This is a genomic window from Microbacterium sp. K2, from assembly GCF_051365005.1.
Lineage (GTDB): Bacteria > Actinomycetota > Actinomycetes > Actinomycetales > Microbacteriaceae > Microbacterium > Microbacterium foliorum_B.
Genome location: NZ_JBLWII010000006.1, coordinates 168781 through 183167, shown reverse-complemented (window position 1 = coordinate 183167; position 14387 = coordinate 168781). Strand labels below are relative to the sequence as shown.

Below are 14387 nucleotides of genomic sequence, written 5' to 3'. Positions count from 1 at the left end.
CATGGCCGCGCACCGAGCGGACGGGTTACGGTGAGACCATGACCGATGCGACGACGCTGGTGATCCTCGGGGCTGGCGGCGACCTCACCTCGCGGCTGCTGCTGCCCGCGCTGGGACAGCTGCTGACGAGGGAATTGACACGCTCCGTGCGGATCGTCGGCGCGGACCGCGAGGAATGGAGCGCCTCCGATCTCGAGACGGTCGTCCGGACGGCCTTCGCGTCGATGGATGCCGAGGACGCCCTCTCGCGCGTCGATGTCACGTACGTGCGCACCGACATCACCCGCTCCGATGACCTGCGGGCGTTGCTGCGGGACTGCACCGGGCAGGTCGCGCTCTACTTCGCCGTGCCTCCGTCGGTCGCCGCGGCGTCCGTCGCGGCGCTCACGCCCGAGATGCTGCCAGACGGCGCGGTGCTCGTCATGGAGAAGCCGTTCGGCACCGACGAGGCGAGCGCGCGAGCATTGAATCGGACACTCACGGCGCTCGTGCCGGAGAGCCAGGTGTTCCGGGTCGACCATTTCCTGGGCCGCTCGACCACGCTGAATCTGCTCGGGGCACGGTTCGCCAACCGCATCCTCGAACCGCTGTGGTCGGCCGAGAGCATCGAATCGGTCGACATCGTCTACGACGAATCCCTGGCGCTGGAGGGGCGCGCGGGGTACTACGACAACGCCGGCGCGCTGGTCGACATGATCCAGAGCCACCTGCTCCAGGTGCTCGCCGTGCTCGCGATGGAGGAGCCCGCAACTCTCGACGAGGTCGACTTCCGTGCCGCGACCGGCGCGGTGCTGCGTGCGACCACGGTGTGGGGCGACGACCCCGCGGCGTCGTCGCGCCGAGCCCGATACACCGCCGGAGAGGTCGATGGCACAGCGAAGCCGTCGTACGTCGACGAGCCCGGAGTCGATCCGGACCGCCGGACCGAGACTCTCGCCGAGGCGACGTTCGAGGTGCGCAACGCCCGTTGGGCAGGTATCCCGTTCCGGCTCCGCTCGGGCAAGGCACTCGGCACGCCAGCGAGAGAGATCGTCGTCCGCTTCCGCCCCGTCCGCCACCTGCCGCGGGGACTCACCGGCACGTCGGACGGCGCAGTCCTGCGGTTCTCACTCGGCCCGGACCGGATGTCGCTCGAGCTGAACCTCAACGCGTCGGAGGACCCGTTCGAGCTGGAGCGGGCGACCCTGTCGGCCGAGCTGGGCGAAGGCGCGCTCAAGGCCTATGCCGAGGTGCTGTCGGGCGTGCTGGACGGCGATCCGATGCTGGCGGTGCGCGGCGACGCCGCCGAGCAGTCGTGGCGGATCGTGGCCCCGATCCTCGAGGCGTGGCGGCGAGACGATGTGCCGCTCGACGACTACGTCGCCGGCTCGTCCGGCCCGGAGGGATGGCCAGGGCTCGACTGACCCGCCTCCGACGCGGAGAGCGTCCGACGGATGCCGCGGAGCGGCGTGTGCGGAAGTGAGAGTCGGCGGCCGGGGTTACCCTCGATAGGTGACCCCCGAACTCCAAGCTCGCATCGTCGCGGACTCCCGTGACCGCGTGGCCTGGATGAGGGCACGTTCGCGCGGGATCACCGCCACGGACGTCGCCGGACTCACGAGCGAGAGGTCGATCGCGCGCGCGGCCGACTCTAAGCTCGGCGGCGGCCCCCGCTTCGGAGGCAACGCCTACACCGACCACGGGCGACGCCGCGAACCCGAGATCGCCGCCTGGGTGGCGGCGACTCATGGCATCCTCCCGTCGTCGGCCCTGTTCCGCGCCGAGGTCGAGCACCGCCACCTCGCGACCCCCGACGGCATCGCGGTCGACGCAGACGGCCGCGTGAAGCTCGCCGAGATCAAGACCACGAACAAGGCGTTCCGCGGCATCCCCCGCACCTACCTCCGCCAGATCTGGTGGCAGCAGCACGTGCTCGGAGCCGAGCGCACCCTGTTCGTCTGGGAGGAGCACGTCGACTTCGCTCCGATCCACGATGAGCCCCGCTGCGTCTGGATCGACCGCGACGACCGCGAGATCGCGAAGCTCGTCGGCCTCGCCACCGACCTCATCGACGAGCTGTACCGGCGGACCACCGGCATGCAGGTGCCGACACGGATCGCGGATGCCGCGGCCGCCGCCGCCGCCAGCCGCCGCGAGCACCTTCGTGAGCGTGACGCCTTCCGCGCGCTCGCACTCGCCGACTGAACGCACTCGCCTCACCTGCCCTCAGGTGCAGGAGGCGTTCAATCCCAGCAACGCGATCGAGAGCTGGCGGGATGATCCCGCCGACACCCATGTCGTGCCCGCCAGGAGGTTCGTGGCCGTCATCGTCGTCGTGCTGCCGAGCAGGTTCGAGATGAGACTGGTCAGCAGCGCCTGCGTGAGCACGGCCGAGTGCGTGTAGAGGCCCGCGGCCGGTCCGGTCGTGGTGATGTTCGAGGCGGGCACCACGGCTGTCGTCGCCCCCTGGGTGAGCGTGAGCCTGGTTCCGGTCGCGGGGTAGGGCGACGTCCAATCGAGCCTGACGCTCTGGAACACTCCGAGTCCGTTGTTCGTGACCGCGCACGCGATGATCGTGGGCGCCGGCACCCGGAACGCCGTGATCGTGGTCCTCGAGTACTCCGGGTCCGTGAAGGCGGCGTCCGTGGTCTGGGCCGTCGGAGCCAGCCCGACACCGGCCAGCAGCGTCACGCCGACGAGTCCGGCGAGGATGCGCCGCCGTCGCCGCGGGGTCATGACCGGTCCTCCCCCGGACGAGTCGCCCCACGACGCCGTACCGCGCTCAGCGCGGCACCGGTCGCGACCAGGGCGAGCCCCCCACCGACCACCCAGGGTGCGAACGGCGCCGCTCCTGTCGTCGCGAGCCCACCGTCCGGCCCGATCGTCGCCGACTCACCGGCGCCGCGCGCGTGCACGCGCACCTGCGTGCTGCCGCCATCCTCGCCGTCGAGGGCGATGACGAGCCTGAGGTGCGCGACCGCTGTGTCCGCCATCTCGACGAGCGGCATCTCGACCCCGTCCAGCGGTATCGACCAGCCGGACTCGAGCGTGTCGGCTCCCCCGGAGCAGCCGCCCTCGCGCCACTCCTGCGCACAGCGGAGCACGTCGACCCTGAGCGCCGCGCCGCCGCTCGCGCTGATCCCCACCGCGACGGTCCCCGGGTCCGGCGCCTCGGCACTCACCGTCACGTCCCACTGCACGGGCTGCCCTGGCAACAGGCTCGAAGCGGCGTCCCAGTCGGCGATCGAGACCAGCCGCAGGACCTCGCCCTGCACGACCTGTGTCGAGGGTGCCGCCGACGCGGGTCCCGCCGCGACGAGCACTCCGGCGACGATCGCCGTGATGCCCGTCGCGCATGCGGCCCGCCGGTTCATCGGTCGGCTCCCGTCGGTTCGCGCCGCGCCGGAGGATCCTTCGTCGAGCGGGGCCAGAAGGCCCAGACGACCAGAGCCGTCGCGCCGATCGTGAGCCCGCCGAGCACATAGGGGTTGCCCATCGCGACGATCACGGTGGCGATCCCCGGAACCGAGAACAGCACGACGCGCACCGTCTGCACGGTGTAGGGGTAAGGATCGTCGGCCGCGTTGGCGTCTCCTCTCATCGTGATCACCCGCTCGCCCTCGCTCGCGCCCGGCGCGATCGAGGTGATCCGGTGGGTGACCGGCAGGGAGCCCTCTCGATCGACGGTGACCACGTCACCGACGTGCACCTGTGAGGCCGCGACGCTCTGCACGACCGCGACGGACCCGGCCGGAATGGTCGGCGCCATGGATCCGGTGCGGAACATGATGAGAGTGATGTTCGCCGTGAGTGCGACGATCACCAGCACGATGCAGGCGAGTCCGGCGATGGCTGCGATCCAGAGCAGGGCGTCGGCGAGCATGCGCCCGAGACCTCGCCGAGTCGAACGAGGCGGGACGGATGCCGAAGCCGTGGGCGCAGACGGCGACTCGCCGATCGTGGCCGCCTGCTCGCGCAGGCTCCGCCTCGTCGGTGCGCTCATCATTCCTCCTCCGACGTCATCCGCAGCGGTGCGCGCGCATCAGCTCGACACTCCGGCGACCTGCCATGTCTGGATCGCCGTCAGCCCCTGGGCGGCGTTGTCGGTCGCCGCCGGCAACGTCACGGCGAAGCAGTAGTTCACGGTCGTTCCGCCGTTCGCCGCTGCAGCCTGGGTTCCGGTGCCCCCGACCGACATCGACGAGTTGTCGGGGACGACCGCGGTGCCGGCCGCATACGTGGTGCTGTTGCAGGACGTGCCTGCGATCGCCCGCACCCCGTATCGCAGGTACGTTCCGAGTCCGGTTCCCGCCGTCGAGGTCACGCTGAGCTGCAGAGTCCCCGCCACCGACGGATTCGCGGTGCGGACGCTGAACAGCGCATAGGTCGTGTTGCCGGGGGCCATCGCCGAGAACGGTGCGCTGAAGGACAGTGCGGCCGGAGTGCCTACGGGATGGCTCGAGAACGTGGCGCCGTCGGTCGCACCCACGATGTCGAACCTCCCGGCGGTGAAGGTCGCATTGCCGTATTCGGAATCGTTCCAGGCGGCGAGGGTCATCGTCGCGCCGACGCCGAACACCAGTCCGCCCGCGAGCACGGCGCGTATCCGACGGGAGAGCAGTCGCTTCCCCTCCCGCATGCCTCTGCGGGTGTCGGCCATGATCAGTCCGCAGTCGAGGTGGCCGTGAACTCCCAGGTCGCGGTCGCGGTGGCGCCCTGAGTGAGACCGGTACCCGCGGTCACCGCGAAGCACAGTTGCAGCGGCACCCCCGCCGTTCCGGCCGGAGTGCCCTCGGCCAGCGGAAGCGACGTCGCTCCGGCCTGATCGCTCAGGGTCGCGCCGGTCGCCAGGACTGTTCCCGTCGCCGTCGCATCACAGGTGTCGGCGGCCTCGATCGCGGTCACGGTGTACGAGAGATTGGCCTCGTTGCCCCCCGTTCCCGCGGTGATCCCGGACGGCAGCAGCGTGGCGCTGTTGGTGGTCGTGCTGTCGAGGCGCACCCAGAACGGCGCATAGACGACATCGCCCGGTGACATCGACGACGCGACCGCGGGCAACTGGAAGACGAGCGACGCCGCGGTGTCACCCAGATCGACGTTGTGGTCGTCGTACCCGGCGGTCGCGCTGGTCGTCGAGCCTTCCAGGTTGAACGAGCCTGCGGTGAAGGTGCCGGTCGCGAACTCCGAGTCGTTCCAGGCTGCGAGCGTCACCCCGATCCCGACGCCGAGCACCAGCCCACCGGCCAGCACTGCCAGAACCTTGCGTTGCGTGTTCTTCTCAGCCATGACATTCCCCCTCCGGAATTCGCGAACCGCGGATGCCTGGGGATGGTCGCCCTACGACGGCCAGCATCCGAGTGTTCCTGTCATTGCCGACAGCTTTGTCCAAGATCTCCTCGATTACAAGGGCAAGGACATCACGGATGACCGTTTTTGGTGACTCATGTCGACAGAATGTCTGCCTTGACTCGCAACCGATCGGCTGGCTGACTGCTCAGCGAGAAAGGACTCGCCGCGCTTCGGACGCGACTTCGGCGGCGATCGTGTCGAGCATTCCGGACCGCAGATTCCACTGCTGCCAGTAGAGGCTGACGCGCAACGGCGGTCCGCCGAGCGGCACCAGCTCGTGATCGTTCTGCAGAAGCGGCACCATTCCCCAACCGAGCCCCAGTCGGACGGCGAGCGCGTAGTCATGCGACGCCGGCACGTAGTGTCTGGGCACCCCCTGCTGCGCGACGCCCATGGCACTCAGCCACTCATGCTGAAGAGTGTCGCGACGGTCGAAGTCCACGAACGGCGCGACGGCGAGAGTCTCGGCCGTGACACCGTCGCCGAACCAACGCCGGGCGAACGCGGGAGCAGCCATCGCGTGGTACTCCAGCACGCCGAGCGGCGAGACGGAGCATCCGGCCACGGGCTCCGCCTCGCTGGTGACCGCAGCCATGACCGTGCCGGATTCGAGCAGACGGGCCGTGAAGTTCTGGTCGTCCCGATGCAGGTCGAAGTCGAGCTCGTGCGCTGCGGAGAGCCTCGCCAGCGGGCCGAGGAACCACGTCGCCATCGAGTCGGCGTTGACGGCGAGAGGGATGCGGGTGCGCGGCGCGTCCACGTCGTCGAGACCCAGCCCGGCGAGAGCGTCGTGCTCGAGCAACGCGATCTGCCGCGCCAGTCGTACGACCGACTCACCGGCCTCCGTGAGGCGCGCAGGCTTGGTGCGCACCACGAGCACGCGTCCGAGCTGCTCCTCGAGGCTCTTCAATCGCTGGCTCACTGCAGAGGGGGTCACCCCCAGCACTCGGGATGCCGCGTCGAAGGTTCCTTCATCAGCGACGGCGGCGAGGGTGGCGGCGAGTTCTGGATCGATCTTCACATTAGTGATGCTAATGGCCAGCAAGGAATCCGAACTGGTGTTGATGGGTGGCTGATCCTAGTTTGGGAGCATGCTCCCCGTGCTCTCCGGCCTCGGCCTCGGCCTCTCACTGATCGTCGCCATCGGCGCCCAGAACGTCTTCGTCCTTCGCCAGGGCATCCGCAGGGAGCATGTGCTGCCCGTCGTCATCATCTGCGCCGTGTCCGACGCTCTGCTGATCGCTGCGGGCGTCGCCGGACTCGGATTCGTCATCTCGGCGGCTCCCTGGCTCGTCGTCGTCGCCCGCTGGGCTGGTGCCCTGTTCCTGCTGGCGTACGGGATCCTCGCGGCTCGCCGTGCGTGGCGGGGTGGCGAGCAGCTGCGGGTCGACCCGGCCGACGCCGAGAGCTCGAGTGCGCGATCGATCAGGGGCGGCACATCCACGGCGACTCGCACGGCGCTCGCCCCGGTGATCGCGACGGCGCTCGCGCTGACCTGGTTGAACCCCCATGTCTACCTCGACACCGTGCTGATGCTCGGGTCGATCGCGGCCACCCACGGTGACGAGCGCTGGCTGTTCGCGGCCGGCGCGATCACCGCCAGCATCCTGTGGTTCGCCGCGCTGGGGTTCGGCGCCCGCTACCTCGGTCGCTGGCTGCGCACCGAACGCTCGTGGCGCATCCTCGACGCGCTCATCGCGGTCGTCATGATCACGCTGGCCGTCAGCCTGGTGCTGCCGGTGCTCTGAGCCTGAGGCGGCTCGAAGGACCCCTCCCGACCTCGTCGAGATGCCCCGCGGTCAGTCGCCGTCGAGAGGCCGCAGGATGCGGGTGAGGAACTTCTTCGTGCGCTCGTGCTGCGGAGCGCCGAAGATGTCGGCGGGCGCCCCCTCTTCGACGACGACGCCGGCATCCATGAACAGCACGTGGTCTGCCGCCTCGCGCGCGAAGCTCAACTCGTGCGTCACGACCACCATGCTCCACCCCTCATCAGCGAGCTCTTTGATGACCAGCAGCACCTCCCCCACGAGTTCGGGGTCGAGCGCGCTGGTCGGCTCGTCGAACAGCAGGAGATCGGGGCGCAGCGCGAGTGCGCGAACGATGCCCACCCGCTGCTGCTGCCCACCGGAGAGCTCGTGCGGACGAGCGTTCTCCTTGTCGGCGAGTCCGACCCTGGCGAGGAGCACCCGCGCTTCGGCGATCACCTCGGCCTTCGGCCTGCCCTGCACCCGCCACGGACCCTCGATGACGTTCTCGAGCACCGAGAGATGCGGGAAGAGGTTGTGATGCTGGAACACCATCGCCGAGCGGTCGCGCAGCGCGAGTCGCTTCTGCGCGCGCGTGCGCTTCGGGAGCGGCGTCTCGGGAGCGAAGTCGATGTCGGGCCCGCCCGCGACGACGATCGTGCCGGCATCCGGCGTCTCGAGGCCGTTGAGCGCCCGCAGAACGGTCGTCTTGCCCGACCCGCTCGGACCGATCAGCACGACGACCTCGCCGCGGTGCAGCGTGAGGTCGATGCCCCGGAGCACCTCGTTGTCGCCGAAGCGCTTGTGCAGGCCGCGTGCCGTGAGAAGAGCGTCAGCGGTGGATGTGTGCGCGTGCGCGGGGTCAGTGGGCGACATTGCGATCGAGCCTCCTCTCGAGTGCACTCTGGCCGAACGACAGCACGAGGCACAGCACCCAGTAGACCAGGGCGGCCGCGAGATACAGCACCATGAACTCCAGGGTCGCCGAGGCGATCTGCTGCGCGACCTTGAAGAGCTCGGTCACGAGGATCAGCGAGGCGAGCGAGGTGTCCTTCACGAGCGAGATGAAGGTGTTCGACAGCGGCGGCACCGAGACGCGCGCCGCCTGCGGGAGGATGACCCGGGTCAGGGTGCGCGTGCGGTTCATGCCGACCGTGTACGCCGCCTCCCACTGCCCCTTGGGGACCGACAGGATGGCGGCGCGCACGACCTCTGCTCCGTAGCCGCCGACGTTGAGCGACAGCGCGATGATGGCACTGGGCCACGGATCGATCTTGAGTCCGATCGACCCGAGGCCGTAGAAGATCACGAACAGCTGCACGATCATCGGCGTGCCTCGGATCACCGAGATGTAGAACCTGGCGATCCCCGACAGCAACGGGTTGACCGAGATGCGCATCAGGGCGATGCCGATCGCGATCACGAGCCCCAGGGCGAACGACACCAGTGCGAGCGGCACCGTGACCGTCACTCCCGCGAGGGCGATGGGGCCGAGCGAATCGAAGAACAGCTGCCAGGGATTCTCCATCGGCTACTGCGTCACGTCTTCGCCGAAGTACTTGTCGCTGATCTCGGCCAGGGTGCCGTCTGCGCGCAGCTCTTCGAGCGCACCGTCGATCGCCTCGACGAGGTCGGTCTTGTCCTTGGTGAACACGAACGCCTGCTCGCCGGCCTCATCGGTCTCGGCGGCGATCTTCAGACCGGACGGGCTGTTGGTGGTCTCGTAGTCGAGGAAGGTCAGCTTGTCGTTGACGGTCGCGTCGACACGGCCCTGACGCAGCAGCTCGACGGCCTGCGCCCAGCCTTCGACGCCCTCCACCGTGGCACCGGACTCAGTGGCCAGCTCATACCAGTTGCTGGTGAGGGACTGCGCGGTGGTCTTGCCTTCGAGGTCGTCGAACGACGAGATCGAATCGTCGTCCTCGGCGACCACGATGACACCGGGAGAGACGGTGTACGGAGTGCTGAACAGGTACTTCTCCTGGCGCTCCTCGTTGATGCTGACCTGGTTCGCGATGAGATCGAAGCGCCCGGCGTCGAGGCCCGCGAAGATCGCGTCCCACTGAGTCTCCTGGAACTCGATCTCGAGGTCGAGCTTGTCGGCGACAGCCTGGATGATCTCGACGTCGAAGCCGGTGAGGTCACCCGTGCCACCGTCGCCGTGGAAGCTGAACGGACGGTAGGTCCCTTCAGTGGCGACCGTGAGCACGCCGTCGTTGACGAGACCGAAGTCCGAGCCGCCCTCGCTCGAGCTGCTCTCAGCGGGGGTCGTGCTTCCGCTGCAGGCGGTGAGTGCTGCTGCGGCGACGACCAGTGCGGTGACGGCGATGAGGCGACGAGACATGTGACCCTCCTGGGGTGCGGTGAGGCGCGATTGCTGTGGCGCGGAACTCATTCACAGTACGCGGCATCCGACCTGCATCCCAACATCCGATGACGCTCGATGTCTTCCGGGATGCAGAAAGGCCCCCGCAGAATGTGGGGGCCTTTCCGGAATCACACTCAGATGGCGTTGACGTCCAGCGGGATGCCGGGGCCGAACGTGGTCGACACGGCGCCCTTCTGGATGTAACGGCCCTTCGAGCTCGACGGCTTGAGGCGGACGATCTCCTCGAGCGCTGCGCCGATGTTCTCGTTGAGCTGGTCAGCCGAGAACGACGACTTGCCCACGACGAAGTGCACGTTGGCGTGCTTGTCGACGCGGAACTCGATCTTTCCGCCCTTGATCTCCTCGACGGCCTTGGCCGTGTTGGGGGTCACGGTGCCGGTCTTCGGGTTCGGCATGAGTCCACGCGGACCCAGGACCTTTCCGAGACGACCGACCTGGCCCATGAGCTCCGGGGTCGAGACGGCCGCGTCGAACGCGGTCCAGCCTGCGGCGACCTTCTCGATGAGCTCGGCGCCGCCGACCTCATCTGCACCTGCGGCGATCGCTGCCTCGGCCGCGGGGCCGGTGGCGAAGACGATGACGCGGGCGGTCTTACCGGTGCCGTGGGGCAGGATGACGGTGCCGCGCACCATCTGGTCTGCCTTGCGGGGGTCGACCGCGAGCTTCAGCGCGACCTCGACGGTCGAGTCGAACTTCGTCGAGCCGGTCTCCTTGGCGAGCGCGACTGCCTCGCTGGGAGTGTAGAAACGGTCTGCCTCGATCTTCTCGGCGGCAGCCTTGTAAGCCTTGGACTTGGTAGCCATGATTATTCTCCTCAGCCCTCGACCGTGATGCCCATGGAACGGGCGGTGCCGGCGATGATCTTCGAGGCAGCCTCGATGTCGTTCGCGTTCAGGTCGGCCTGCTTGGTCTCGGCGATCTGACGGACCTGGTCCTTGGTGATCTTCGCGACCTTGACCGTGTGAGGCGTCGACGAGCCCTTGGGCACGCCTGCAGCCTTCTTGATGAGCTCCGCGGCCGGCGGGGTCTTCAGGATGAACGTGAAGCTGCGGTCCTCGTAGACGGTGATCTCGACGGGGATGACGTTGCCGCGCTGCGACTCGGTCGCGGCGTTGTACGCCTTGCAGAACTCCATGATGTTGACGCCATGCTGACCGAGCGCGGGGCCGATCGGCGGCGCCGGGTTGGCTGCACCGGCGTTGATCTGAAGCTTGATCAGGCCGGTCACCTTCTTCTTCGGTGCCATATCCTCTTCCTTTCATCGAACGGATGCGGGTGCATCCGCTCTCCCGCGAACCCGGCATCTCCGGGCTGCGGTCGTCTGCGCGCACGCCGAAGCGGCACGCAAACCATACAAGTCTACCTGATCCGGGAACGTGCCACGAACGCGAGAACGGCCGCCCCGAAAGGGACGGCCGTTCTCGATGTACGCGTGTGGGTCAGACCATCTTCGTGACCTGGTCGAACGACAGCTCGACCGGGGTCTCGCGCTCGAAGAGCGACACGAGCACCGTGAGCTTGCCGCTCTCGGGCTTGATCTCGCTGATCGAACCGGGAAGACCCGCGAACGAGCCCTCCTTGATCGTGATGGTCTCGCCGACCTCGAAGTCGACCTCGGCGGGAAGCGGACGAGCGACGGCGAGGCCGCCCTTCGACGCGATGTTCTTGGCGGTCGGGACGTCCTTGACCTCGACGAGCGACTTCAGCATGTTGAAGGCCTCTTCGAAGCGCAGCGGCGTCGGGTTGTGGGCGTTGCCCACGAAGCCGGTGACCCCGGGAGTGTGGCGCACGACCGACCAGGTGTCTTCCGTGAGCTCCATGCGCACGAGCACGTAGCCCGGGATGCGCACGCGGGTGACCATCTTGCGCTGGCCGTTCTTGATCTCGACCACGTCTTCCATCGGGACCTCGATCTGGTAGATCTCGTCCTCGACCTCGAGCGTCGACTTGCGCTGCTCGATGTTGGCCTTGACCTTGCGCTCGAACCCGGCGTACGAGTGGATGACGTACCACTTGCCCGGAAGCATACGAAGGTCCATGCGGAACGCCTCGTACGGGTCTTCCTCGGCGTCCTCGTCATCGTCCGACTCGTCGTCGGCGTCTTCATCGCCGTTGACGTCGGGTCCGTCGTACGGGGTGACCTCGTCGGCCTCAGCGGCTTCGAGCTCAGCGGTCTCTTCCGCCACGGATTCGTTGAGGACCTCAGCGGCAGCTTCAGTCTCAGCCGCTTCGTCCAGGTTGAGAGCGTCGTTCACGATCGCGTCCGCCTCCGGGTCGTTGATGTCGATGTCGGTGTCGTCGTCCTGCGCATCGGCGTCGTCGTCTCCGTCGACGTCCTCGATGTGGAGGGCGACATGTTCGGCCGAGGTGACCGACTGCTCTTCCGCAGCGAGCACGTTGCCCTCCTGGGCCTCGTCCTCTTCGCTGGACTGCTCGGCAGCCGTCGCCCAGTCGGCGTCGTCGGAATATCGTTCAGACACGTTGTTTCTTTCCAATCACTGCGGCCAGGGCCGCGAGGGCGTCAGGCGCCCGGAACCCCGAAGACGATGTGCGTCACCCAGGCGAACAGGGTATCCAGTCCGTAGACGATGCCCATGACGATGAGAACGAAGACGAGCACCACTGCGGTGAACTTGACCAGCTCTTTGCGGGTCGGGGTGACGACCTTGCGCAGCTCTGCGATGACCTGACGGAAGAACAGGGCGATGCCTGCGAAGAAGCCCGCGATGCCGCGCTTCTTCTCGCGGGTGGCGCCGGCCGCGACGACCTCGCCGCGCGGTTCGTCCTGATCCATCCTGAATGTACCTTTCGTGTGTCAGCGTGTGCTGACGCGCAGGGCGGACAGGAATCGAACCTGCAACCTGCGGTTTTGGAGACCGCTGCTCTGCCAATTGAGCTACCGCCCTAGAGACCGGGAGGTCTCGGGGTGTCATCTTCATCTTGCCACCGCTACCGGACCGGAAGGACCGGGGCACGGCGAAAGAATGCAGACAACAACTGCTGGACAAGCATACGGCATCCGTCGGTCGCTGCCGAACCGGACCCGCTCCCGTCGTTGTTGTTAGGCTCGGCGAGCGGACGAAACGGGAGGGGGCGCAGTGAGCGCTGACGTGCAGCAGTTCCAGGTGGACCTGCGCGGTGTCGTCGACCTCCTGAGCCGCCACATCTACTCGAGTCCGCGCGTCTATCTGCGTGAGCTGCTGCAGAACGCACGCGACGCCATCACGGCACGACGCGAGGTCGACGGCGAGGGTGGGAGCATCCGGATCACCGCGCTGACGGACGCCTCCGGCGAGTTCGTGCTGCGCGACGACGGGGTGGGTCTGAACGCCGCCGAGGTGGGCGATCTGCTCGCCACGGTCGGACGCAGCTCGAAGCGCGACATCTTCGATCTTCCTCGCAGCGACTACCTGGGTCAGTTCGGCATCGGCCTGCTCAGCTGCTTCATGGTCGCCGATTCGATCGTGATCCGCTCGCGCAGCGCACGGGGCGGTTCGGCCGTCGAGTGGACGGGCAGTGCCGACGGCACCTTCCGCGTCGTCGAGATCGACGACGACCTGCCCATCGGCACGAGCGTGCACCTGAAGCCCCGATTCGACGCCGACGAGCTGCTGCGCCCTGCAGCCGTGCGCGAGCTGGCCGCCACCTTCGCCGAGTTCCTGCCCGTGCGGGTGACGCTCGAGTCCGCGAGCGGCGACATCGACATCACGAGGCGCGCACCCTTCCTCGACGCCGTCGACGACATCGACGGCGCTGTGCAGTACGGACGCGACCTGCTCGGTGCCACACCGCTCGACGCGATCGAGCTCCATGAACCCGCCACGGGCACCCGAGGGCTGGCCTACGTGCTCCCCTACGCTCCCCCACCTGGCGCTCGTCAGGCCACCCGCATGTACCTCGGCAGGATGCTTCTGGGCGAGCGGGTCGACGACGTGCTGCCCGAATGGGCGTTCTTCGTGCGGGCGGTCGTCGATTCGACCGGACTCGCCCCGACGGCGAGTCGCGAGTCGCTCGTCGACGACGCGGCGCTCGAGCGCGTGCGCGAGCAGCTGGGCGCCGGCATCCGTCGCTGGGTGCTCGAGCTGGGGCTGCGTGAGCCGCACAGGCTGGCCCAGTTCGTGGCTGTCCACGAGGTCGGCCTGAAGTCGCTCGTACGCCACGACGACGAGCTCGCACAGTTCATCACGCGGTGGCTGACCCTCGAGACGACCCACGGCACGATGCGCATCGGCGATCTCGTCGAGCGGTATCCGCACGTGCGCTTCGCGCAGTCGGTCGACGAGTTCCGCCAGGTCGCCGGCATCTCCCCCGGATCCGAGGTGCTGGTCAACGGCGGGTACCTGTACGACGCGGAGCTCGTACGCCTGCTGCCAGGGCTCTACCCGCACGTCACGATCGAGCTCGTCGACGTCGCCGGTGAACTCGACCGTCTCGATCCGCCGCCCCTCGACGACCGGGATGCCGCGATGGCGCTGGAGGAGAGAGCGGGCGGCGTGCTGACGGCATCCGGATGCTCCGTCACGGTGCGATCGATCGACCAGCCGGAGCTCGCAGCGCTCTACGTCGCCGACCCCGAGGTGCTGCGCCGGATCGACCGCGGTCGCACGAAGGGCATCACCGGATCGCTGTGGGGCGGCGTGCTCGACCGCATCGACTCGACCGTCTCGGCCCGCCGCGACGACGATCTGAGCGCTCGCCTGTGCCTGAACTGGTCGAATCGCGTCGTGCGGGCGCTGGTGCGCGTGCAGGACGACGCGGTGTTCGCACGCACCGTGCAACTGCTCTACATCCAGGCCCTGCTGGCGGGCCACCACCCGCTCTCCGACTCCGATCGTGCGCTCATGACCACCGCGCTCTCGGATCTCGTCTCGCTCTCAGCCGGCATCGAAGAGGACTCGATCCCCTTCGACGATGCCGTCTGACCC

Annotated in this window: 17 protein-coding genes and 1 tRNA gene; 4 read left to right on the top strand and 14 right to left on the bottom strand. The window is 68.1% G+C overall.

Annotated elements, in window-relative coordinates:
- Positions 1–38 precede the first annotated feature (38 nt).
- Together ACLKOY_RS15945 and ACLKOY_RS15940 are read left to right on the top strand one after the other, a co-directional pair.
- Entirely contained in the window at positions 39–1403 is a 1365-nt protein-coding gene (locus ACLKOY_RS15945; protein ID WP_436454508.1) for a glucose-6-phosphate dehydrogenase, read from the top strand.
- Positions 1404–1491: 88 nt separating this feature from the next.
- Positions 1492–2184 carry a YqaJ viral recombinase family protein gene (locus ACLKOY_RS15940; RefSeq protein WP_042539571.1) on the top strand — a complete coding sequence of 231 codons (693 nt, stop codon included), beginning with the start codon at positions 1492–1494 and terminating at the stop codon, positions 2182–2184.
- 21 nt (positions 2185–2205) lie between these two features.
- On the opposite strand, the gene ACLKOY_RS15935 is transcribed toward ACLKOY_RS15940, so the two are convergent.
- From ACLKOY_RS15935 to ACLKOY_RS15910, 6 genes are all read right to left on the bottom strand, one after another.
- Entirely contained in the window at positions 2206–2715 is a 510-nt protein-coding gene (locus ACLKOY_RS15935; protein WP_436454507.1) for a hypothetical protein, read from the bottom strand.
- Positions 2712–3353, bottom strand: coding sequence for a hypothetical protein (locus ACLKOY_RS15930; protein ID WP_436454506.1), 642 nt, complete (start codon positions 3351–3353; stop codon positions 2712–2714). Before ACLKOY_RS15930 ends, ACLKOY_RS15935 begins: the two co-directional genes overlap by 4 nt.
- A complete protein-coding gene (locus ACLKOY_RS15925; RefSeq protein ID WP_436454505.1) occupies positions 3350–3982 on the bottom strand; it encodes a signal peptidase I in 633 nt (210 codons plus the stop codon). The genes ACLKOY_RS15930 and ACLKOY_RS15925 overlap by 4 nt, the downstream gene beginning before the upstream one ends.
- Before the next feature lie 39 nt (positions 3983–4021).
- Positions 4022–4639: a SipW-dependent-type signal peptide-containing protein gene (locus ACLKOY_RS15920; RefSeq protein ID WP_436454504.1), complete on the bottom strand. Its 618-nt coding sequence runs from the start codon at positions 4637–4639 to the stop codon at positions 4022–4024.
- Between the two features lie 2 nt (positions 4640–4641).
- Complete coding sequence (locus ACLKOY_RS15915; protein WP_436454503.1) at positions 4642–5265, bottom strand: SipW-dependent-type signal peptide-containing protein; 624 nt, start codon at positions 5263–5265, stop codon at positions 4642–4644.
- 208 nt (positions 5266–5473) lie between these two features.
- Positions 5474–6349, bottom strand: a complete 876-nt coding sequence (locus ACLKOY_RS15910) for a LysR family transcriptional regulator ArgP (protein ID WP_436454502.1) — start codon at positions 6347–6349, stop codon at positions 5474–5476.
- Positions 6350–6419: 70 nt separating this feature from the next.
- Here ACLKOY_RS15910 and lysE point away from each other — a divergent pair, with 70 nt between their 5' ends.
- Positions 6420–7076, top strand: coding sequence for an L-lysine exporter (gene lysE, locus ACLKOY_RS15905; RefSeq protein ID WP_436454501.1), 657 nt, complete (start codon positions 6420–6422; stop codon positions 7074–7076).
- Positions 7077–7127: 51 nt separating this feature from the next.
- Here lysE and ACLKOY_RS15900 read toward each other — a convergent pair whose 3' ends face one another.
- The 8 genes from ACLKOY_RS15900 to ACLKOY_RS15865 all read right to left on the bottom strand — a co-directional run bounded on the left by ACLKOY_RS15900 (position 7128) and on the right by ACLKOY_RS15865 (position 12368).
- Positions 7128–7949 (bottom strand): amino acid ABC transporter ATP-binding protein, encoded by an 822-nt coding sequence (locus tag ACLKOY_RS15900; RefSeq protein ID WP_436454500.1) that lies wholly within the window; start codon positions 7947–7949, stop codon positions 7128–7130.
- Positions 7936–8601 carry an amino acid ABC transporter permease gene (locus ACLKOY_RS15895; RefSeq protein ID WP_363574818.1) on the bottom strand — a complete coding sequence of 222 codons (666 nt, stop codon included), beginning with the start codon at positions 8599–8601 and terminating at the stop codon, positions 7936–7938. Before ACLKOY_RS15895 ends, ACLKOY_RS15900 begins: the two co-directional genes overlap by 14 nt.
- Positions 8602–8604: 3 nt before the next feature.
- On the bottom strand, positions 8605–9417 hold the full coding sequence (locus tag ACLKOY_RS15890) for a transporter substrate-binding domain-containing protein (protein ID WP_363574816.1): 813 nt from the start codon (positions 9415–9417) through the stop codon (positions 8605–8607).
- Positions 9418–9575: 158 nt separating this feature from the next.
- The gene (gene rplA / locus ACLKOY_RS15885; RefSeq protein ID WP_436454499.1) at positions 9576–10265 is read right to left on the bottom strand and encodes a 50S ribosomal protein L1; all 690 of its coding nucleotides are present in this window, start codon (positions 10263–10265) and stop codon (positions 9576–9578) included.
- Positions 10266–10276: 11 nt separating this feature from the next.
- Positions 10277–10708 (bottom strand): 50S ribosomal protein L11, encoded by a 432-nt coding sequence (gene rplK / locus ACLKOY_RS15880; RefSeq protein WP_053097443.1) that lies wholly within the window; start codon positions 10706–10708, stop codon positions 10277–10279.
- 193 nt (positions 10709–10901) lie between these two features.
- On the bottom strand, positions 10902–11942 hold the full coding sequence (nusG, locus tag ACLKOY_RS15875) for a transcription termination/antitermination protein NusG (protein WP_436454498.1): 1041 nt from the start codon (positions 11940–11942) through the stop codon (positions 10902–10904).
- Between the two features lie 41 nt (positions 11943–11983).
- Positions 11984–12256 carry a preprotein translocase subunit SecE gene (gene secE, locus ACLKOY_RS15870; protein ID WP_042539545.1) on the bottom strand — a complete coding sequence of 91 codons (273 nt, stop codon included), beginning with the start codon at positions 12254–12256 and terminating at the stop codon, positions 11984–11986.
- 39 nt (positions 12257–12295) lie between these two features.
- A tRNA-Trp gene (locus ACLKOY_RS15865) sits at positions 12296–12368 on the bottom strand.
- A 192-nt stretch (positions 12369–12560) separates the two neighbouring features.
- Between ACLKOY_RS15865 and ACLKOY_RS15860 the strand changes: the two genes are divergently transcribed.
- Positions 12561–14384 (top strand): HSP90 family protein, encoded by a 1824-nt coding sequence (locus ACLKOY_RS15860; protein ID WP_436454497.1) that lies wholly within the window; start codon positions 12561–12563, stop codon positions 14382–14384.
- The last annotated feature ends 3 nt before the right edge of the window (positions 14385–14387 follow it).